This is a genomic window from Methylocystis sp. B8 (assembly GCF_005771425.1).
Classification (GTDB): Bacteria; Pseudomonadota; Alphaproteobacteria; order Rhizobiales; family Beijerinckiaceae; genus Methylocystis.
Genome location: NZ_VBTZ01000002.1, coordinates 30,685 through 50,007, shown reverse-complemented (window position 1 = coordinate 50,007; position 19,323 = coordinate 30,685). Strand labels below are relative to the sequence as shown.

Sequence of the window (19,323 nt, the reverse complement as noted above, 5' to 3'; positions counted from 1 at the left end):
GCGACTCTATTCTTACATCCGCTGCGTCGCTCTTTTCAGCCCAAAATCGGGCCTCGGTTAGAGCGCCGGCTCCAAGGTGTGGACAAGCGATGGCCGCATCCCTTAACTGGCCGCCGTCCTCCGCGTCCCAACCCCCGGCGTCTCATGGAAGATTGGCTGCACTTTCCCCATCCAGTCCCGGCAATTAGGCACCACGCGACCGAAGCGAACGCGATCGCGGTGCGCAATTGGCTGTGGGTCGTCGCGGCGCTGGTCTTTCTCATGGTCATCGTCGGCGGCGCGACACGGCTGACCGAATCAGGCCTCTCCATCGTGCAGTGGAAGCCGGTTACCGGCGTGCTCCCGCCGCTCTCGCAGCAGGAGTGGCAGGAGGCGTTCGAAGAATACAAGCAGATCCCGCAGTATAAGGAACTGTTCCCGGACATGGATCTCTCCGGGTTCAAATACATCTACGCCTGGGAATGGGCGCACCGCCTTCTCGGACGCCTGATCGGCGTCGTTTTCGCGGTTCCGCTCGTCTGGTTTTGGGCGACTGGCCGCCTGCCGCGCCCGGTGAAGCCGAAGCTTCTCGGCGTTCTTGCGCTCGGCGCCCTTCAGGGGGGCGTCGGCTGGTGGATGGTCGCCTCCGGACTCGTCAATCGCATCGAGGTGGCGCAGGAGCGCCTCGCGATTCATCTGTTGCTTGCGGCATTGATCTTTTCCGCCTGTTTATGGGTGGCTGGCGGCTTGGGCCCGCGCGCCGTCTCTCTCGTGCATGAGGGCGCAGGCAGATTGAAGGCCGTGGCGCTGACGATCCTCGCTTTCGTTTTCCTGCAGATTTTCGCCGGCGGCCTCGTCGCCGGATTGCGGGCGGGGCTCATCGACAACACCTGGCCGCTGATGGACGGCGCATTCATCCCGCCGGCCGACGTCTTGTGGCGATTGGAGCCTGTCTGGAAGAACCTCGTCGATAATCCTGTCACTGTTCAATTCTTTCACCGCATGATCGCCTATGTGATCTTTGCTTTGGCGCTGGCGCATCTTCTGGATGCATGGATGAACGCGGAAGGGCGCGCGCGACGCGGCGCCGGGATCCTGTTCGGCCATGTGCTCATGCAGATCGCGCTTGGAATCGCAACATTGGTGCTGGTCGAGCCGCCTTTCGCCGGCACGCCGCATTTGGCGCTAGCGCTCGCGCATCAGGCGATCGGCATGGCGGTCTTGGCGGTTGCGACCCTGCAGGCTCGACGCCTTGCGCAAGACATGGTTACGCACTAAGGCGACGGCGTGCAGAATATTCCTCTCCTCAATCTTCCCGGGCCAGAATTTCTCAATTTCTTCGGCCTCGTCGTCATCATCGTGCTGGCGGGGGCTTATCTCTGCATCCGCCTCGCGGACCGTACGGACCGCCGTCCGCCGCCGCCTGTGCCGCAGAACCCGGATGCGATGGAGGTCGCCTTCCTGCAAGGCGGGGTCAATCAGGTCATTCGAACGCTGGTCTATGATCTTGCGCAGCGCGGCTTCGTCGCTCTTGCCCCTGAGGATCACGTTGTCCCCACAGAAAAGCAGCCGCAGCCGGGCGAGCTGAACGCTATGGAAACGCGCCTGCTCGAAGCTGTGCAGGCGAAGCCGAAGGCGCATAAGCTCTTCGAAGATCACAGCCTGCGGCGGCGGTTACTGGAGTTGATTGCGCCGCTCCGCGCCAAACTCGCGGAGGAGGAGCTGATCAAGCCTCAGTCCATGAAGATCTGGCGCCGCCGCGCGCAGATCGGTGGAATGCTGATCATCGTCGGTCTGGCGCTTGCGAAGATCTATGTCGAATGGGAGAAGGGTTCGGCGAACGTCGCCTACCTCGTCTTTCTCGCCGCTGCGTCCGCCGCCGTTCTTTTTGCGCTCGCCTATGTGCTGACGAGAACGCATGCGAGCCGTCGCGGCCACGCCTATCTCGAAGCGATGCGGCTTGCCTACGGCGGCCGTTTGAAGGAAGCGATCGGTCACATTGGGTCGCCCGGACCGGAGGCGCGCGCCTTCGGCGGCGCCGCGCTGTTTCTCATTGGCCTCTACGGATTCTCGCCGCTTAAAGGCACGACTGAGGCGATGTTCGCCGAAGCTTTCAGCCGCGGCTCGGGAAGCGCTGGCTCCGATTGCGGAACGAGTTGCGGCGGCAGTTGCGGCGACGGCGGAGCGAGCGGTGGCGGCGATTGACGCGCCGGCTCTCGGATCGGGTATCGGTTATCGCCCGCAATTTCGCGCCGATCTCTTCGCTCATCGGGATCAAATCGATTTCGTTGAGATCATCGCCGATCATTATCTCGACGCATCGAAAGAAAAGCTCGACGAGCTCGAGCTTCTAAAATCGCATTTTCCACTCGTTGCGCATGGGCTCGATCTGTCGATCGGTAGCGCAGAGGGCGTTGATTCCCGTTATCTCGATAAAGTGGCGGCGCTGATCGAGCGCATCGATCCGCCCTGGTGGAGCGAGCATTTGTGCTTCACGCGCGCTGGCGGCGTGTGTATCGGCCATCTGGCGTCGCTGCCTTATACGCAGGAAGCGATCGACGTCGTCGCGCGCAACGTTGAATTCGTGCGCAGGCGCATCAAGACGCCGCTGATCCTGGAAAACATCACTTGCGTCGTGCGCATTCCTGGCGGCGAGATGGACGAGCCTGAATTTCTGTCGCGGACGCTGGAAGCGACAGGTTGCGGATGGCTGTGCGACGTCGCCAACATGCATGTGAATGCGATGAATTTCGGCATGGGCCCCGAAGGTGAGTTCGAATGCTGGCCCTGGGACAGGCTCGTGCAAATGCATTACGCGGGAGGACGCGAGCGCAATGGCGTGCTGATCGATAGCCATGATGCTGCGACGAGCGAAGCGGTTTGGACGCTCCATGATCGCGTCGTCGCGCACGCGCCGGTCAAAGCCGTCGTTCTGGAGCGGGATGAAAGGATTCCGCCGTTCAGCGAATTAATTGACGAAGTGGCGCGGGCGCGCATGACGATGGTCGAGAACGGACGATGGCGTTAGCTGAGACGCAGGCGCTGTTGGCGCGCCTCTTCACCGACGAAGATTTACGCCGCGAATTTTTCGAGTCGCCGATCGCCGTGGCGCCGCGGTTCGGTCTAAGCATGCATGAAACGCAGAGCCTCGTTTCGATCGATCGGCGCGAAATGGAAGCCTTTGCGCAGAGCCTGATTGGCAAGCGCGCGCTCTATGCGCGCAAAGCGCTGCCACTCACCGCGCAGGCATTGGGAGATCGATTCAACCCGCTTCTGCGCGAGACGATCCGCGGCGTCGCACGAGACAAGAAACATCGCACAGACGCCGCGGCGTTCGCCGCGCTCATCGACACGCGTATTGCCTGCCGGCGGCTGGAGCCGCCTTGGCTTGCCGATCTCGCGCGTTTCGAGCTCGCCTTCATCGATGCGGGACGTTCCGGCGCAACGCTTTTTTTCCGACGGTTCGACTTCGACGTCGCCTCAGTCGCCAACGCTCTCGCCAGAGGCGAAGAGGTCAATGCCGTTCGCAAGAAAACCTTCGGCGTTTGGGTGCGCCCGCCTCGAGGCAGGCTGCGCTGGCGGCTGCTCGGGCTTTAGAGCGGGTTCCGAAAAAGTTGACAGTCTTTTTCGATGAGAACCTGCTCCAACATTCTGATTTTGAGCGATTCCTTATCGATCACATGATTCCATGTGATCGGGAAGCGCTCTAGGCGCGGCGAAACGCCTCCGGCATCTCGGCATGGCGCCGCTCGGCGACCACATCGATCATGCGCTCGGCGCCGCGATCCCGCGCCTCCTGGCTTTGCGCCTTGGCGAAATCTTCGCTCGCCTCCTTGAACTGCGCTTCAGCCTCTTCAAGCTGCCCGCGTAGTTCGCCGATTGACGCAAGGATATTGTCGCGTCGCGTGCGCGCCGCTCGCGCATAGGTCGGATAGGCGAAATGATTGGGGTCGTTGATGTTGGCGCGCCGCTCTTCCTGGCCAATCTCGCGATCGAGTTCATTGGCCATGCGCGTGAATTCGCCGATCATCGTATTGAGCTGGACGACGCGCCGACGTTTTTCCTCAGCCTGAAAACGTTTCAGACGGACAAGCGTATCCCGCGACTTCATGCGACAAACTCCGTTACGCCACTTATGCGAAACAAATTCTTAACTCCGCGAGACGGGCCTTAATATGCCTCGCGGAAGTTGCTCTTTTCTTACCGGCTTGAATTTTTTGTTGGCTGCCCCTGCGCCCGATCTCAAGCGCGGGGCGCGACGACCCTCGCGCGGCGTAGCGATAGGTTTACGCCGGCTCTTTGGCGCGCGCCGTTGACGCCGCGGCGCCGCCATAACGGCGGTAGATGAAGTCCGGCGCGGGCGCGTGCGATTCGACTTCCGCGTAAGCGGCGAAGCGCGCATGGTCAGGAGAGAGATGGCAGGCGGGGTCCGTCGCTGTCGCGTCGCCGGCGATCGCGAAAGCCTGGCAGCGGCAGCCGCCGAAATCGATTTCGCGGCGGTCGCAGGAACGGCAAGGCTCCTTCATCCACTCCGTGCCGCGGAACGCGTTGAACGCCGCGCCAAGCCGCCAGATGTCGCCGAGCGGTTTCTCGCGCACGTCGTCGAAGGTCAGTCCCGGCAAGGTCTGCGCCGCGTGGCAGGGCAGGGCCTTGCCTGACGGCGTCACCGCCATGATTGATCGGCCCCAGCCGCCCGTGCAGGCCTTCGGTCGCTTTGCGTAATGGTCGTGGATGACGAAATCAAAATTCAACACGCCGGCGAGACGCTTCTTTGCCTCATCCACGATTCCGACCGTTTCCATGAAGGCTTCGCGCGTCGGAATGAGCGCCGCGCGATTCATCTGCGCCCAGGCGTAATATTGAATATGCGCGATCTCGATGCGCTGCGCGTCGACCTCGACGGCGAAATCGATGATCTGCGGCAGATGCGCGATGTTCTGCCGGTGCATTGGCGCGTTGATCGTCAATCCCATGCCGAATTCGCGCGTCCAGCGCGCGACGTCGCGCTTTTTGGCGACGCCATCCTGATAGCCTGAGATGCGGTCAGCGCTCTCTGGAACGACATCCTGTATGGAAACCTGCACGTGATCGAGGCCGATCTCGGCGAGACGCTGCAAGCGCTCGCGCGTGAGCAGTACGGCGGAGGTGACGAGATTGGTGTAGAGGCCCGCGTCGACCGCATGCGCCAGTATTTCTTCAAGATCGCGTCGTGCGGTCGGTTCGCCGCCGGAAAGATGCAGCTGCAGTGCGCCGATCGACGCCGCCTGACGAAAAGTTTCGCCCCATTCGTCGGCGGTGAGCTCAACGTTCGAGCGCTCGAGTTCAAGCGGATTGGAACAATAGGGACATTGCAGCGGGCAGCGATGGGTGAGTTCGGCGAGCAGTCCCGCGGGCCCGCCCGCAAATGGCGCGATTGAACTCGCGAAGGCCGAAGGCGCGGGCGCCGAATACTCATCCGGCCCGTCGCGCAGCAGCCGTTTGTCCGCGAGCCCTTGCAACAGCGTCGTGACGTCGCGCGTGATGATTTCGATCGGCGCCGCATATTGCTGCGCAAGCCGCGCACAAAGATCGGCGACGCGCGTTACGCCGTCGATCGCGCGCAGAACGATGAGCCCAATCGGATCGAGCTCATAGGCGCGCTCGGGCGCGAGAATGACCGTTCGGGACCGCGCGCGGTCTTCGTGCAGCCGCGCGTAACGCGTGAAGGCCGGACGCGAGTCAAGGCCGATCACGAACCGCGCGGCGTGCGCCTCAGACATTTGTTTCCCCTGGCCGCCAGGCGCCGGGCGGGATCAGTCCGGGCGTGACGTAGGCGTGATGTAATGCGTCGAGCTGCGCCCACAAGACGTCGCATTTGAACCGAACGGCGCCGACGCAGGCCTCCTGTTCGGCGCGGGTTTTGGCGTTGTCGAGCACATAGCCGAGCGCAAATTCGGAATCGCGCGGCGCCTGGGTCAGCCGGCGCTTGAAATAGGCCATCACATGGTCGTCGACGAAATCGTAGTTTTCGAGCATTCCGGCGATGCGTTCACGGTGGATCGACGGCGCGAAGAGTTCGGTCAGCGAAGACGCGACCGCGACTGTGAGCGGCTGCTCGACGACGTAGCGCACATAGGCTTCGACAGCGAATTTGGTCGCGGGCAGGGCGCCGCGGCGAGAGGTGACGTAGTCGCGCGAGAAGCCGAGCGCATCGGTCAAAACCAGCCAGCGCTCGATGCCGCCGCCTTCTTCGCCCAGTCCATCGTGATCATGGATGCGATGTATCCATTCGCGACGCAGTTCGCGGTCATGGACGCGGCTCATAAAGGCGGCGTCCTTGCGCGGCACCGCCTCCTGGTAACAATAACGGTTAAGCGCCCAGGCGGCGACCTGCTCCTTCTTGAGCTTGCCGCCGTGCAGCAGCTTATGGAACTCGTGCTTGTCGTGATAGCGCTCTGCGCCGACGGCGCGGATCGCGGTTTCGAATTCGTTGCGGGTGAGCGGCGCAGCCTCGCGCCAGTCAATAGCTACGATCTCGTTCACAGGTCGACCTCCATGCCATCTTCGCCGATTTCCCAGCCGGCCGATTGCGCAGTCGCGTATTCGCTCGAAAACTCGTTGAGAAGCGGATTAGAATTGTTGATGTGCACGTAGATCTTGCGCTTCACGTCGAGCGGCTCGAAGGCGGCGATGGAGCCGTCCTCGCCGCTAACGTTGATATGGCCCATGCGCGAACCGGTTTTGCCGAGCAGGCCCTGTTCGATCATCTCGTTTTCGTGGAAGAGCGTGCCGTCGAAGAAGACGAGCGAAGCGCCGCGAAGCCGTTCAGTGAGCGGCCCGTCGAGCTTTGCGCAGCCCGGAATGTAGAAGAACGACTCGCCGGTCTCGGTTTCGATAATTTCGAGCCCGAGCGTGTCGCCCGCACTCGTGCCGAAGTTCGGCGCGTTGGCGTTTTCAAGGTAGAGCGCGATTTTGCCGGGAACGGGAAAGGCCCGGATCGCGAGCCCGAGGTCCAGCCCAGCGCCGCTAACGGCGACGGTCTCGTCCATGCGCAGTTCGATACGCGGCACGAGCTGAGTTTGAAGTATCGTGAAGATCGGATTGGCGCCAAGCGCATCGAGAACGCGCCCCGCTGCGTAGAGGCTGAACGGCTGCGCTTCGCGCATGTTGAGAAGACCGGCGACGTGATCGACGTCGCCATTTGTCAGCGCCACGGCCTTTATCGGGCTCGCGCGCAAGCCATTGTCGGAGCTCGGCGCAAGCTCGGGCGTCGCTGAGATTTGCTGGCGCAGATCGGGAGAGGCGTTGAGCAGCAACCAGTCTTCGCCATTGGCGCTGACCGCCAAGGAGGACTGCGTGCGGGCCATAAAGCCGGGCGTTCCTGCGCGGACCGCACGGCAATTGGCGCAATTGCAGTTCCATTGCGGAAAGCCGCCGCCGGCGCCCGATCCCAAGACCTTGATTCGCATTAGTGTTTCCGACATTGCGGCTGCTCCGCCGTCGGGTCTCCCTTACGTTATTTTCTTGGCACTATGCGCAGGTGGTCAGCATTCGCGCAAGTGCGACCGATTTGCGCGGGCTACATGAAATATCGAGACTTTTTCCCTATTGAGACGGGCGTCTCGCCCCGCTTTGGTCGCTTTCTCAGGGCAAAAGAGATTAGGGAGAGGCTGATGCCTCAGTCGAAGCGCGTCGATGTCTTGAACAGACGCCGGATCGAGCCAAACAATTTGCGCAACTTTTTGATGAACATGCTCACGCGCTTATGCGCGCTTCTTGCTGCGGCGTCGCTTGCAGGCTGCGTGTCTGATGGCATGCGCATGGTTGATGGCCATGTGAACAACGCCGTCTCTCTCGTCGCCGGACCCCAGGGAGAGCCGGCGAACGTCGCCATTTTCGTGGCTTCGACCCGACGCTCTGAAGGCGCGGCGGATGACGGCCGCGCGCATTTTTCGCTGACGTCGATCGGCGTTCCGCTCAATCATCACGCCGGAAATGTTGAACGGCCGAGCTTCGGCGGCGCCGATCGACGGCGCCATTTCACGGTGCTGTCGAAGCGCAATATGGATGAGCAGGAGTTTTGCGGCGAGGTCGCCTCGCATGTCTCCGGCCGCATCGGCAATTCGCGCGACGTGCTGCTTTACGTGCACGGCTTCAACACCAGCGCCGACGACGCGCGTTATCGGCTGGCGCAGATCGTCGCGGACGGGCGCTTCTCCGGCGTTCCCGCGCTCTTTGCCTGGAATTCCCGAGGCGGGCTCTTCAACTATGAGTCCGACAAGGAAGCGGCTACTGTTTCGCGCGACGCGCTCGAGAAGCTCATCATCGATCTGTCGCACACGCCTGGGGTCGGCCGCATACATGTGCTCGCTCACTCGATGGGCGCGTGGCTGACGATGGAGACGCTGCGCGGCGTCGCGCAGTCCGGCCATGCGGATCTCGACGGCAAGCTTGGCGAAGTCATGCTGGCGGCGCCCGACATCGATCTCAATGTTTTCCGTCAGCAGGTGGCGCGCCTCGATCCTCGGCATGTCTCGATCTTCGTCGCCAGCAATGATCGCGCGCTGTCGCTCTCCTCGCGTATCGCCGGCGACCGCCCGCGAGTGGGCGCCATGAATCCGAATAGTGCTGAAGACAAGGCGGAGCTCGATCGGCTCGGCGTCGCCGTGCACGATATTTCGTCTTTCTCAACCGATTTCGTCGGTCATGGCGCGTTCGCCGAAGCGCCCGACGTTGTGCGAAAGATTGGCGCGCAGTTGACGGCGCCGCGCCCGGCGGAGGCCGAGACGCAGGCCGTGATCGATGCGCGCGGCGCAGCCTCTACCGAAGCTGCGCCTGCGCCGCTCAATCAAAAGGTCGAAACCCAGCCGCTGGCGCCGCTCGCCGCACGGTGAGATTGCCTTTTCGCTGCCGCGACCGCAAAGATCGTTTTTGATTTTATGGCCGCTACCTGGCCGTTACGCCTCTGTCGGCGCCGCCTTATCCGCCTCGGCTTTCGCGAGCCTGTTGTAGCGCCGCACGCTAAGCGGAATGGCGGCGAGGAAAGCGACGCTCAGCACAGCGAGCAACTCCATCGGATAGATCGCCAGCAGCAGCGCCGTAACGCCCACGCCGAAAAGCACGGGAATCACCAGATCGCGCGGTATGCGCCCGATGCGCTTGCCGGAGAAGTGCGGGATACGGCTCGCCATCAGAAAGGCGATGCCCAGCACATAGACGATGTAGAAGGGCGTCAGCGCCTTGGAGGCCGGGAGCTCCAAAACAGAGAAATGCAGATAGAGCGGCAATAGCACCGTCACTGCGCCCGCCGGCGCCGGCATGCCCACGAAGAATTCCGCGTGCCAGGCCGGCTTTGTCGGATCGTCGATCATCACATTGAAGCGCGCGAGGCGCAGCGCGCAGGCGATGGCGAAGACGAGCACGGCGAACCAGCCGAGTCCTTTGATTTCATGCAAGGTCCATAGATACAGCAGCAGGCCGGGCGCGACGCCGAAATCGACGAAATCCGACAGCGAGTCGAGCTCGGCCCCGAAGCGCGAAGTGCCTTTGAGCGCCCGCGCCAATCGGCCGTCCAAGCCGTCGAGCACCGCCGCCGCCATCACCGCCGTGACGGCGGTCTCAAACCTTCCTTCGATTCCGTAACGGATCGCGGTCAATCCCATCGACAGTGCGAGCAGCGTGACGAGATTGGGCAGAACGATGCGCAAGGGAATGTTGCGGAAACGCAGCCGGCGCCGTTCGGAGGGCGTCAGGGATCCCTCTTGCGCATCGCGCCCGGAGAAGAAGGGATCGGCCATGGCTTGTTCAACCTGCCTTGAATGTCAGCGCCGCGGCGCCCGCTGTCATGTCGGCGAGTATCGTCTCGCCGGCGATGGCGCGCGAACCGACGGCCACCATGGGCCGCGCCGATGACGGCATGTAGACGTCGACGCGGGAGCCGAAGCGAATGAGGCCGAAGCGGTCGCCCACGCCGATCTGTTCGCCTTGCTTGACGAATCCGACGATACGCCGAGCGACCAGTCCCGCAATCTGCACCACGCCGAAGCGGCCGAAAGGGGCGTCGATGACCATGCCGCTGCGCTCATTGTCTTCGCTGGCCTTATCGAGGTCTGCATTGAGAAAGAGGCCGGGCTTATAGGCAATTTTCGATATGCGGCCGGTGATGGGCGCGCGATTCACATGCACGTCGAATACGCTCATGAAGACAGAAATGCGCTGCATCGGCTCGGCGCCGAGTCCGAGTTCGGCCGGCGGCAGGAAGAAACCGACCGCGCTCACGACGCCGTCGGCGGGCGACACGACCAGTCCTTCGCGCAGCGGCGTGATCCGTTGGGGATCGCGGAAGAAAAAGGCGCACCAGGCTGTGGCGATAAAACCGATCCAGCCGAGCGTCGGCGACAGCCAATCGAGCAGAAAAGCCACGACCGCGAAACCGGCAATGAAGACATAGCCTTCCGGATGGATCGGAACGAGCGACTTGCGGACGGAATCGATGATCGACATGCGGGCCTGCTTTACGTGGCGCGCGCGTTCTTTGCCATGTTGCGGCGCCAAAGTCACGAACGCGCGTCGTGGGATCAGGGCAGCCGAAGGATGCGGCAGGGATCGCCTTTCGCCGCCGCCGGCGCGTCCGGCTCGCGGATCAGCAGCGCTTGGGATTGCGCCAATTCTGTGAGGAGCGAGGAATCCTGCAGCGGCTGCGGCGTCGCGACGAGCCGCCCGTTTTCACCCGTCGAGAGCCGCGCGCGCATATAGTCGCGCCGCCCCTTGTTGGCGGGGAGATCACTCCCTGCGATCGCCGTCTCGCTACGATCCGCGCCGGCGTCCGGGTCGCCCTGTAGAGCACGAAGAAGAGGCTCGAGAAACACCAACGCGCAGACAAAAGAAGCGACCGGATTGCCGGGAAGGCCGAGAATGTGTGTTTCGCCGAGCGCCCCGTGGATCAGGGGTTTGCCCGGGCGCATCGCAATTTTCCAGAAGTCGAGCGACATGCCCTGGCGAGCGAGCGCCGGACGCAACAGATCGTGATCGCCGACCGACGCGCCGCCGAGCGTCACCAGAACGTCCGCGCGCGCCTCGCGGGCGAGGCCGATGCCGCGTTCGAGTTCTGCAAGATCGTCGCGGAAAATGCCGAGATCGACGACCTCAGCGCCGGCCTCTTCGGCGATGGCGGCGACAGCCAGATTATTGCATGAGATGATCTGCGCGGGACCGGGCTCCGCGCCTGGCGGCACAAGTTCATCCCCTGAAGCGATGATGGCCACGCGCGGGCGGCGGGCGACTTGAACCGAAGCATGGTTCATCACTGCCGCGAGCGCGAGTTCGGCGGGGCCGAGCCGCACGCCGGCGGCGAGCGCGACCGCGCCTTGGCGAAAGTCGAGGCCGGCTTCACGGATATGAGGACCGGGCGGGGCGCTTGCCGTCAACACGCCGTCGGCGACGCGGGCGTCTTCTTGCAGCAATATCGCATTTGCGCCTTGCGGCACTGGCGCGCCGGTGAAGATGCGCACGGCTTCGCCGGCCCGAAGCGCCGCTCCATAGCTGTGGCCTGCGGCGCTCTCGCCGACGATGCGCAGCGGCCCGGCGGCGAGATCCGCGGCGCGCAGGGCAAAGCCGTCCATGGCCGAGACGGCGACGGGCGGCTGAGTGCGGCGCGCGACGAGGTCAGCGGCCAGAGTGCGGCCTCGGGCCTGAGCGAGCGGCGCCGATTCTTCGCCAAGGCGCGAAGCGCCCGCGAGCACGCGTGTGAGCGCGTCGGGAACTGTAAGAAGCTTATCCACCCGAAACCTTATCCCCGGTTCGCAACGCGGCGGTAGATGAACGCCACGAGACTCACGCCTGCGAGGGCGATGAGCACGATGACTGTCGCAAGGGCCGCGTCGATGTCGACGCCGGGATAAGCAAAGGAGAACGCCGCGCCAAGAGCAATCGCCAGCAAAAAAACGGCGATGACTTGAGGAAGCGACAATTTCATTTGGGCGCCTCTCCGTCGCTCTTCTTGGCCTCGGCAAAGTGCGCGATGTCCGCGACCGCCGCGCTCACAGGCTGCACCCAGTCCGCGGCGGTCAAGACAATATTCGCGAGCTGCAGATGGAAGTCAGCAAGGCGCGCGCCATCCGAGAATTCTGGACGTTTCACCTGAGCGGCATAGGCGGCGACGAACAGCGGAAAGGCGCGCGGACGCACGTTGGTGAGATCGACGAATAGGAAGGGCGGCGGCAAGGGCGAAAGATCGCTGATCTTGGTCGCGTAGGTGAGGATATAGGGACCGCCGGAAAGATCGTTCTCGCACAGCTGCGCGACCGCTGGCGCCGGCTTGTCGCACAAATGGAACAGGAGGCGCTGCGCCAAGGCGAAATCGTAGTTCTTGTCGAGAAAGGTCTTGATGGCCGCGGACTCGACATCCGCTGGAAAGGCAGCCTGGCCGCGGGCGCCGGCCTTGGTCGGTATATAGAGGACGTTGATCCGCTGTTTTGCCTCCGCAACGTCCGACGCCGCCGGAAAACGGCCCACGAGTTCGCGGAGAAAGGCGACGGCGCGGTCGCTGGGCCGAGGCACGATCACATAGGAATAGAGGCCGTAGCCCGCCGTCTCCGCGCCGGGCGCATAAAGAAAGTCATATGCGGTTCCAAGAATGCTTGGCCGCGCCGCCGCACTCCTGTCGCTGCTGCGCGAGGCGGCCGGTCGCTGCGCTTTCGGCGCTTGCGGCTCTGCTCGCGGAGCAATCGTTGGCTGCTCTGCTCTCGGGGCAATCGTTGGCGGCTCGGCTTTTGGCGCATTTGCTTGGGGCGCCGTTCTTGGCGCACTGAGCGAGGAGGGCGCGCGCCGATAGGCGTGCGGATGGCCGCCTCCACCGGATGGGTAGCCATAATAGGATGGACGGTAAGAATAACCCATGCAGCCGCGATAGCAGGCCGCATCGTCGCCGCACTGGCGCCGGCAGTCGCTCGCCCGGTCAGCGAGCGCTGGCGCGCTCATGAACAGCAGCGCAAAGACGAAAATAAAATGCCGCATGGCGGCGCCTCCACCAATCATAAAATATGTCGGCGGTTACGATATCTAGCCTTGCGGCCGAAGTCGAACTATTCGCCGCGGCGCCAGTCGCCGGACTTGCCGCCTCGCTTTTCGATGAGTTCGACGCCTTCGATGCGCATGCCGCGGTCGACCGCTTTCAGCATGTCATAGATGGTCAGACATGCGACCGAGACGGCGGTCAGCGCCTCCATCTCGACGCCGGTCTTGCTGGTGACTGACGCCTCAGCGAGGACGCGCAGGCCCGGCAGCGCCTCATCAGGCGCGATCTCAATCGATATGCTCGACAAGGGAAGAGGGTGGCAAAGCGGTATGAGCTCGCTTGTCTTCTTCGCCGCCATGATTCCGGCGATGCGGGCGACGCCGAAGACATCGCCCTTTTTGGCCTGACCTTCGACGGCGAGACGCAAGGTTTCGCGCGCCATCAGCACTCGGCCGTGCGCTCGCGCCACGCGCGACGTTTCGGCCTTCGCCGACACATCGACCATATGCGCTTCGCCCGACGACGTAAGATGAGTCAGTTTGGTCATAGCGGCGCCTCTTTTTTGATCGTCATAAATACAACCTTAAGTTGCATTCATTAATAGCGTCGAGTATTCTCTTCTTGCTGTCCAGTCTTGCAAGACTGTCACAGTGGTGCGCGGCAGCCATAATTCAATATAGTTAATTAATTTCAAGTGGTTATCGCGCATCAACGACATAGGGGGAATAGATGTCCCAATGTAATTGTAAAGGATCAACAACCATGTCAAATGATCATGTGCCCGATTTTACTGCCGCTGGTTTTACCGGGGCGGCGGCGCCAGACGCGCAGGCCGAAGTCACGCGTTTCGGCGCGCAGGCGGATTTGGGGGGCGTTCAGGCCCTGGCCCTTTCTGTCTGCGTTGGCGCAAGCTACAATCCACAAACGCTCAAGTCTGTTTCAACATCCCCATCTACGGCAACTTTTGCGTGAAATTGCCGATCTCAATTCCCGTCGGCGGTTCAATCAAGGTCTGTGCGCAGACATGCGGAAGCTTCATTCCGACAGGACTCAAGGCGACGATTTATGTCAACGGAAGCGCGGTGAAGACAATCATTCTTTTTGGCTTCTGCTGATCATCTAAAAAGAACAAAGCGGCGCGCCTCTGTGTGCGCCGCGTTCGCATGCTGCGCGTCACCCCTGTAGTAGCTCCCGCGTCGCCCGTTCAACATCCTCCTGACGCACAAGACTCTCGCCGACGAGGAATGTAAAGATGTGCGACTTTTCCAGACGCAGGCAGTCCTGATGCGTGGCAATTCCGCTTTCGGCGACAATGATCTTGTCGCGTGGAATGCGCTCCGCGAGCCGCTCGCTCACTTCAAGCGACACGTTGAAGTCGCGGAGGTCGCGATTGTTGACTCCGATTAGACGAGTCTCCAGCTTTAACGCTCGATCAAGCTCCATCTCGTTATGCACTTCTACGAGCACGTCCATGCGCAGATCATGTGCAGCGGTGTTCAGCGCCCGTGCTTCGTCGTCGTCGACAGCCGCCATGATGATGAGGACGCAATCCGCCCCGTAAGCGCGCGCCTCATAGACCTGGTAAGGATCGAACATGAAATCCTTGCGCAGCGCGGGCAGATGCGTCGCCTTCCGCGCGGCTTCCAGGTCTTCGAGCCTTCCTTTGAAGGAGGGCGTATCCGTCAGCACCGAAAGACAGGCTGCGCCGGCGGCTTCATAGGCGCGCGCCAGCTTCGGCGGATCGAAGTCCGACCGGATGATCCCCTTTGACGGGCTCGCCTTTTTGATTTCGGCGATAAGCGCAATGCGTCGCTCGTTCAGTTTTTGCTCGATCGCATGGACGAAGCCGCGCGGCGGATCATGGTCGCGCACATTGCGCTCGAGCGTCGCGAAGGGCATGCGCACCTTGGCCTCGGAAATCTCCGTACGTTTGTAAGCTTCGATTTTTCTGAGAATATCGGTCATCTGCTCGCCTGTAGCGAAAGCCTGATAATCGCCCTCGCTTGGATTTCGGGTTTCATAAGCGAGTGCGCCTCATGGATAGCCGATAAACGGGCGCAATCCTATCCTGATCGGGAAGCTTCTCAGGCCTCTCGATTGGAGTAGCGGATCAAGGTGTCGAGCTTCTCCCGCGCTGCGCCGGAATCGAGCGCCGCCTCGGCAAGCGCCACGCCCTCGCGCACATTCGCGGCGCGTCCGGCGACGATCAGCGCCACCCCAGCGTTGAGCGCGGCGACGTCTCGATAGGCGTTTTTCGCGCCTTCAAGAACCGCGCGCAGCGCTCTTGCGTTATGCGCCGCATCGCCGCCGACAAGCTCTTGCGTCGTCGTGCGAGGCAATCCCGCATCCTCAGGCGAGAAATCAAAGGCGCGGATTTGACCGTCTTCGAGCGCTACAACATGGGTCACGCCCGTCGTCGTCGCCTCGTCGAGCCCATCGCTGCCATGCAGCAACCAGACGCGCTTGGCGCCGAGCTCGCGGAGCGCGCGGGCTAAGGGCTCCAACCAGTCGCGTGAGAAGACCCCGATCGTTTGCCGCTCAACCCTCGCCGGGTTGCACAGCGGACCAAGCAAATTGAAGATCGTGCGGACGCCGAGCTCGCTTCTCACCGTTGCGGCGTGGCGCATGGCAGGATGATGCGTCGTCGCGGCCATAAAGCAAATTCCGGCCTCTCGCAGCGATGAGGCGGCTGCGTTTGAAGAAATTCCAACTTTGACGCCGAGTTCGCCGAGCACGTCGGACGCGCCTGACAGCGACGAAGCCGCCTTGCCGCCATGCTTGGCGACGATCGCTCCGGCGGCCGCGGCAATGATCGCGGCCAGAGTGGAAATGTTGTAGGTGCCGGCGCCATCGCCGCCGGTCCCGACAATATCGATTGCGCCAAGCGGCGCTTCAACCGGCGTCATCACGGCGCGCATCGCTTCCGCAGCGCCGATGATTTCGTCGAGCGTCTCTCCGCGCAGTCTCAGACCCATGAGAAAGGCGCCCAGCTGCGCTGGCGTGGCTTCGCCCTGGAAAATCAGAGAAAACGCAGCCTTTGCCTCATCGCGCGCCAGCGGCGCGCCCGAGGCGAGCACAGCGATGTATGATTTGAAGTCGGTCATGTGAGGAATAGTGAGTAGTGAGCAGTCAGTGGCAAATAGTGAATGGAAGTCCATTTCTTCATGTTGTTCACTACTTACTATTCACTACTCGCCTCGTCACGCCGCCTTCTCGCGGCGACGCGGTCCCTCGTTCCATTCTCGCGCCAAGTCGAGAAAGTTCTGCAAGATCTTATGGCCGTGCTGCGAGGTGATGCTCTCGGGATGGAACTGCACGCCATGCGTCGGCAGCGTCTTGTGCGATAGCGCCATGATGAGCCCGTCCGGAGTCTCGGCGGTGATCCGAAGGCAGTCGGGAAGGGTGTCGCGGCTGACGATCAGCGAATGATAGCGCGTCGCCTGGAAAGGTCCTTCAATGCCTCGAAAGACGGCGTCGCCGTGGTGCAGGATCGTCGCCATCTTGCCGTGAATCGGCAGGGGCGCGCGAATGACGTCGCCGCCAAAAACCTCGCCGATCGATTGATGGCCGAGACAGACCCCAAAGATCGGCACGGTCTCGGCGGCGGCCGAGATCAGTTCCATGCATATGCCCGCTTCGTGCGGCGTGCATGGACCCGGCGACAGCACGATCGCGTCGGGGCCGCCGGCCAATACCTCGGCGACCGAAACGGCGTCGTTCCGGTGTACGGTGACGTTCGCGCCCAACTGGCCGAAATAGTGGACCAGATTGAAGGTGAAGCTGTCGTAATTATCAATGAGGGTGACGTTGGACATTGGCTTGGGGTCGGCGCCGGTTTGACAGTGCAATAGGCCGATGGGCGGGCTTAGGCAACCGTGGGAGGGCTGTCGTTGCGCGGCGAGAAGCGCCAGTCCGGCCGGACCTCTTTGATCATCATGATTTCGGCGAGCGATTGGCGGGTCAGAAGCCCCAGCAGTCGCCCCTCCGCGTCTGTTACGCCGACCGCCTCTCCTCCTGTGAGCTTGGGCATCGCGGCGTCGATCGTGTCGCGAACATCGATCGTCGCCGTTTCGCGCCTCATGAAGGGCGCGACGGGCGCGCCGGGATCGGAGGCCCGCAAAGCCTCAATGATGTTCGAACGGGACAGGAAGCCGCTCAGACGGCGTGAGGCGTCGACGACCGGGAATTCGTCTTGGGACGTCGCCAGGAGGATGTCGACCGCTTCACGTATGCTCGAGCCGCGGTCAATCACAGCAATGCGCGTCTCCATTGCATCGGCGGCCTTTAGACCGCGGGCCGCCTCTGCCATCGTGGTCATCTGCGCTTCGCCGGCGGCAGCGATATAGACAAAAATCGCGATGAACAGGAGCAGCGGATTTCCGAACAATCCGAGGAAACCCAGTACAAAAGCGAAGCCCTGACCGATCAGCGCTGCAATGCGCGTCGCACGCTCCTTGCCCATCCAGATCGACAGAGCGGCGCGCAGCACACGGCCGCCATCCATCGGAAAGGCGGGAATTAGATTGAACGCGGCCAGGAAAATATTGACCACCGCAAGGCGCTCCAACAGATTCGTGGAAGGATCGCCGATCTTGATTGCGTTCGAGACGTCAACGGCGCCGACAAAAAGCATCAGTGAAATCGCGATCACGACGTTGACCGCCGGACCCGCCAGCGCGATCAGCAGCTCCTGTCCAGGCTTGTCGGGCATCTTTTCCATGTCGGCCACGCCGCCGATCGGCAGCAGCGTGATCACCGGCGATACGATCCCGAACCGTCGCGCGGTCAATATATGCCCGAACTCATGCAGCACGACGCAGATGAAAATCGCGACGATAAACAAAACGCTGTCGCGAGCCGCGACGGCCCCGCCGCGCTGGTACGCCGCAAAAGCGATCCAGCCCAAAAGCAGCAGGAAGGTGATGTGAATGCGCACGGCGGTGCCCATGAAGGAGCCGATCGTGACGGACCATCGCATTGGGCATCTCGCGGTTGTGGTTAACTGCGGGTAAAATAGGACCGACAGGCCGTTTGCGCTAGGTCGCGGGCGCAAAACGAAAAAAGGCCGGCAAGAGCGTGCTTGCCGGCGATAGATGCGACAGAAGGCGAAGACGAAGAACCTAGAGGTCGCGTCAGAGCCGATAACGGACCTGATCGGTCCAGAAGCGCTCCAGCCGCGAAAGCGACGTGTTCAGGCTGCGAAACTCGTCGCAGGAGACGCCGCCGATCTGTTCGACCGTTTGCGCGTGCTTCTCGTAAAGCTTCGATATGATGTCGTGAATCTCTTTGCCCTTCGGGGTCAGGCTGATGCGCACGGAACGGCGATCAAGCCGTGAGCGGGCGTAATGCATATAGCCCATCTCGACCAGCTTCTTGACATTGTACGAAACATTAGAGCCGAGATAGTAGCCCCGCGTGCGCAACTCGCTCGCGGTCAATTCCTTGTCGCCAATATTATAGAGCAGCAGCGCCTGCACGGAATTGACCTCGCCGAGATCCCGGCGGTCGAATTCGTCCTTGACGACATCGAGCAGACGGCGATGAAGGCGTTCGACGAGCGTGAGCGCTTCGAGATAGACGGGCTGGATCTCGCTGGCGCGATCCTCGCGGGCCCGAGGGGCGGTATTGGTCATGGCGCTCATCGTCTTCTCCATCACGGCGGATGCGTCATGCATCTCTTGATCGGCGTTCGATGAGATCAAATTAGATCGAGGCAGATGAAAGGCAGTTTAAACAATAGCCTGAATCGCGCGTTTACCGCGAAAGGCCTGTTTGCGGTGAATGAGAGATGAACTTAAAGATTCGATTTACGCTAATGCTCCTCTAACAGAGCTTGCGGTTTAAGAGGGTTGCGGCGGCTTTCTGTCGAATCTGCGGCGCCGGCGGCGTTCATGCATGCGCTGCGCCTCGACGTCGCGTCCGGCTTCAAAGGTCAGTCCGAAATACATGGCGATCAGCACGGCGTTGACGCCGATGAGCCAATAGCCGCCCATGAAGAAGCCAGGCATGCTGAGCGTTAAGAAAATCTGCGCGCTTGCAACAAGCAGCCACAACACGCCGCCCCAGGGCGTCGCGAGCCACAGGCCCACGCCGGCGATGAGATCCAGCACCGCAAAAAAGATAACGGCGAAAGCCGCGCTCTGCGGCATGGTTTCAAAGATGGAGCGATCAGCGGCAAGGATGATCCGCCACTGCATCAAGCCTTGCACAAGCCAAAACAAGGCGACGATGCGCATAAAACGCGAGAGCAACACGCCCCATTTCGCGGCGTCGCCGCCATTGGGCTCGCCAACGCGGATGGCGCGATAGGGATCGTCGCCGTCGTCGTAGATCGTTGGGCCGTCCATCAG

Annotated in this window: 21 protein-coding genes; 5 read left to right on the top strand and 16 right to left on the bottom strand. The window is 62.0% G+C overall.

Annotated features, from left to right (window positions below; genetic code table 11):
• The first annotated feature begins 144 nt into the window (after positions 1-144).
• From FEV16_RS05100 to FEV16_RS05085, 4 genes are read left to right on the top strand one after another with little or no spacing between them, the layout of a single operon-like run.
• Complete coding sequence (locus FEV16_RS05100; protein WP_138166568.1) at positions 145-1,257, top strand: COX15/CtaA family protein; 1,113 nt, start codon at positions 145-147, stop codon at positions 1,255-1,257.
• A 9-nt stretch (positions 1,258-1,266) separates the two neighbouring features.
• A complete protein-coding gene (locus tag FEV16_RS05095) occupies positions 1,267-2,184 on the top strand; it encodes a TIGR04222 domain-containing membrane protein (protein WP_138166567.1) in 918 nt (305 codons plus the stop codon).
• Positions 2,171-3,007 (top strand): DUF692 domain-containing protein, encoded by an 837-nt coding sequence (locus tag FEV16_RS05090; RefSeq protein WP_138166566.1) that lies wholly within the window; start codon positions 2,171-2,173, stop codon positions 3,005-3,007. Before FEV16_RS05095 ends, FEV16_RS05090 begins: the two co-directional genes overlap by 14 nt.
• On the top strand, positions 2,998-3,576 hold the full coding sequence (locus tag FEV16_RS05085) for a hypothetical protein (protein WP_138166565.1): 579 nt from the start codon (positions 2,998-3,000) through the stop codon (positions 3,574-3,576). Before FEV16_RS05090 ends, FEV16_RS05085 begins: the two co-directional genes overlap by 10 nt.
• Before the next feature lie 109 nt (positions 3,577-3,685).
• On the opposite strand, the gene FEV16_RS05080 is transcribed toward FEV16_RS05085, so the two are convergent.
• From FEV16_RS05080 to pqqB, 4 genes are all read right to left on the bottom strand, one after another.
• Positions 3,686-4,090 carry a flagellar export protein FliJ gene (locus FEV16_RS05080; protein ID WP_138166564.1) on the bottom strand — a complete coding sequence of 135 codons (405 nt, stop codon included), beginning with the start codon at positions 4,088-4,090 and terminating at the stop codon, positions 3,686-3,688.
• Between the two features lie 175 nt (positions 4,091-4,265).
• Positions 4,266-5,738, bottom strand: coding sequence for a pyrroloquinoline quinone biosynthesis protein PqqE (gene pqqE / locus FEV16_RS05075; RefSeq protein WP_138166563.1), 1,473 nt, complete (start codon positions 5,736-5,738; stop codon positions 4,266-4,268).
• Entirely contained in the window at positions 5,731-6,501 is a 771-nt protein-coding gene (pqqC, locus tag FEV16_RS05070; protein WP_138166562.1) for a pyrroloquinoline-quinone synthase PqqC, read from the bottom strand. The genes pqqE and pqqC overlap by 8 nt, the downstream gene beginning before the upstream one ends.
• The gene (gene pqqB / locus FEV16_RS05065) at positions 6,498-7,427 is read right to left on the bottom strand and encodes a pyrroloquinoline quinone biosynthesis protein PqqB (protein ID WP_138166561.1); all 930 of its coding nucleotides are present in this window, start codon (positions 7,425-7,427) and stop codon (positions 6,498-6,500) included. Before pqqB ends, pqqC begins: the two co-directional genes overlap by 4 nt.
• Before the next feature lie 204 nt (positions 7,428-7,631).
• On the opposite strand from pqqB, the gene FEV16_RS05060 reads away from it, so the two are divergent.
• The gene (locus FEV16_RS05060) at positions 7,632-8,852 is read left to right on the top strand and encodes an alpha/beta hydrolase (RefSeq protein WP_138166560.1); all 1,221 of its coding nucleotides are present in this window, start codon (positions 7,632-7,634) and stop codon (positions 8,850-8,852) included.
• Positions 8,853-8,915: 63 nt separating this feature from the next.
• Here FEV16_RS05060 and FEV16_RS05055 read toward each other — a convergent pair whose 3' ends face one another.
• The 12 genes from FEV16_RS05055 to FEV16_RS04995 form a co-directional block, all read right to left on the bottom strand.
• Positions 8,916-9,755, bottom strand: coding sequence for a phosphatidylcholine/phosphatidylserine synthase (locus FEV16_RS05055; protein ID WP_138166559.1), 840 nt, complete (start codon positions 9,753-9,755; stop codon positions 8,916-8,918).
• Between the two features lie 7 nt (positions 9,756-9,762).
• Positions 9,763-10,512, bottom strand: coding sequence for a phosphatidylserine decarboxylase (locus FEV16_RS05050; RefSeq protein WP_281404842.1), 750 nt, complete (start codon positions 10,510-10,512; stop codon positions 9,763-9,765).
• Between the two features lie 23 nt (positions 10,513-10,535).
• Positions 10,536-11,738, bottom strand: coding sequence for a gephyrin-like molybdotransferase Glp (glp, locus tag FEV16_RS05045; protein ID WP_138166557.1), 1,203 nt, complete (start codon positions 11,736-11,738; stop codon positions 10,536-10,538).
• Positions 11,739-11,746: 8 nt separating this feature from the next.
• A complete protein-coding gene (locus tag FEV16_RS05040) occupies positions 11,747-11,932 on the bottom strand; it encodes a hypothetical protein (RefSeq protein ID WP_138166556.1) in 186 nt (61 codons plus the stop codon).
• On the bottom strand, positions 11,929-12,972 hold the full coding sequence (locus FEV16_RS05035; RefSeq protein WP_138166554.1) for a hypothetical protein: 1,044 nt from the start codon (positions 12,970-12,972) through the stop codon (positions 11,929-11,931). Before FEV16_RS05035 ends, FEV16_RS05040 begins: the two co-directional genes overlap by 4 nt.
• Positions 12,973-13,040: 68 nt before the next feature.
• Positions 13,041-13,520 (bottom strand): cyclic pyranopterin monophosphate synthase MoaC, encoded by a 480-nt coding sequence (moaC, locus tag FEV16_RS05030; RefSeq protein WP_138166552.1) that lies wholly within the window; start codon positions 13,518-13,520, stop codon positions 13,041-13,043.
• A 626-nt stretch (positions 13,521-14,146) separates the two neighbouring features.
• A complete protein-coding gene (gene trpC, locus FEV16_RS05020) occupies positions 14,147-14,938 on the bottom strand; it encodes an indole-3-glycerol phosphate synthase TrpC (protein WP_138166550.1) in 792 nt (263 codons plus the stop codon).
• A 119-nt stretch (positions 14,939-15,057) separates the two neighbouring features.
• Entirely contained in the window at positions 15,058-16,077 is a 1,020-nt protein-coding gene (trpD, locus tag FEV16_RS05015) for an anthranilate phosphoribosyltransferase (RefSeq protein WP_138166548.1), read from the bottom strand.
• A 96-nt stretch (positions 16,078-16,173) separates the two neighbouring features.
• The gene (locus FEV16_RS05010) at positions 16,174-16,788 is read right to left on the bottom strand and encodes an aminodeoxychorismate/anthranilate synthase component II (RefSeq protein ID WP_138166546.1); all 615 of its coding nucleotides are present in this window, start codon (positions 16,786-16,788) and stop codon (positions 16,174-16,176) included.
• A gap of 50 nt (positions 16,789-16,838) precedes the next feature.
• On the bottom strand, positions 16,839-17,951 hold the full coding sequence (locus FEV16_RS05005) for a site-2 protease family protein (RefSeq protein WP_138166544.1): 1,113 nt from the start codon (positions 17,949-17,951) through the stop codon (positions 16,839-16,841).
• A gap of 154 nt (positions 17,952-18,105) precedes the next feature.
• Complete coding sequence (locus FEV16_RS05000; protein ID WP_246657205.1) at positions 18,106-18,606, bottom strand: winged helix DNA-binding protein; 501 nt, start codon at positions 18,604-18,606, stop codon at positions 18,106-18,108.
• A gap of 207 nt (positions 18,607-18,813) precedes the next feature.
• Entirely contained in the window at positions 18,814-19,320 is a 507-nt protein-coding gene (locus tag FEV16_RS04995; RefSeq protein WP_138166542.1) for a DUF6163 family protein, read from the bottom strand.
• Positions 19,321-19,323: the final 3 nt, after the last annotated feature.

What these genes read in the sequence shown, in the direction of transcription:
- pqqE (WP_138166563.1), bottom strand. Translation starts at nt 5,738, where the DNA reads ATGTCTGAGGCGCACGCCGCGCGGTTCGTGATCGGCCTTGACTCGCGT.
- FEV16_RS05005 (WP_138166544.1), bottom strand. Translation starts at nt 17,951, where the DNA reads ATGCGATGGTCCGTCACGATCGGCTCCTTCATGGGCACCGCCGTGCGC.
- FEV16_RS05100 (WP_138166568.1), top strand. Translation starts at nt 145, where the DNA reads ATGGAAGATTGGCTGCACTTTCCCCATCCAGTCCCGGCAATTAGGCAC.
- FEV16_RS04995 (WP_138166542.1), bottom strand. Translation starts at nt 19,320, where the DNA reads ATGGACGGCCCAACGATCTACGACGACGGCGACGATCCCTATCGCGCC.
- FEV16_RS05060 (WP_138166560.1), top strand. Translation starts at nt 7,632, where the DNA reads ATGCCTCAGTCGAAGCGCGTCGATGTCTTGAACAGACGCCGGATCGAG.
- FEV16_RS05035 (WP_138166554.1), bottom strand. Translation starts at nt 12,972, where the DNA reads ATGCGGCATTTTATTTTCGTCTTTGCGCTGCTGTTCATGAGCGCGCCA.
- FEV16_RS05000 (WP_246657205.1), bottom strand. Translation starts at nt 18,606, where the DNA reads ATGACCAATACCGCCCCTCGGGCCCGCGAGGATCGCGCCAGCGAGATC.
- FEV16_RS05010 (WP_138166546.1), bottom strand. Translation starts at nt 16,788, where the DNA reads ATGTCCAACGTCACCCTCATTGATAATTACGACAGCTTCACCTTCAAT.
- trpC (WP_138166550.1), bottom strand. Translation starts at nt 14,938, where the DNA reads ATGACCGATATTCTCAGAAAAATCGAAGCTTACAAACGTACGGAGATT.
- FEV16_RS05085 (WP_138166565.1), top strand. Translation starts at nt 2,998, where the DNA reads ATGGCGTTAGCTGAGACGCAGGCGCTGTTGGCGCGCCTCTTCACCGAC.
- trpD (WP_138166548.1), bottom strand. Translation starts at nt 16,077, where the DNA reads ATGACCGACTTCAAATCATACATCGCTGTGCTCGCCTCGGGCGCGCCG.
- FEV16_RS05080 (WP_138166564.1), bottom strand. Translation starts at nt 4,090, where the DNA reads ATGAAGTCGCGGGATACGCTTGTCCGTCTGAAACGTTTTCAGGCTGAG.
- moaC (WP_138166552.1), bottom strand. Translation starts at nt 13,520, where the DNA reads ATGACCAAACTGACTCATCTTACGTCGTCGGGCGAAGCGCATATGGTC.
- pqqB (WP_138166561.1), bottom strand. Translation starts at nt 7,427, where the DNA reads ATGCGAATCAAGGTCTTGGGATCGGGCGCCGGCGGCGGCTTTCCGCAA.
- FEV16_RS05055 (WP_138166559.1), bottom strand. Translation starts at nt 9,755, where the DNA reads ATGGCCGATCCCTTCTTCTCCGGGCGCGATGCGCAAGAGGGATCCCTG.
- FEV16_RS05040 (WP_138166556.1), bottom strand. Translation starts at nt 11,932, where the DNA reads ATGAAATTGTCGCTTCCTCAAGTCATCGCCGTTTTTTTGCTGGCGATT.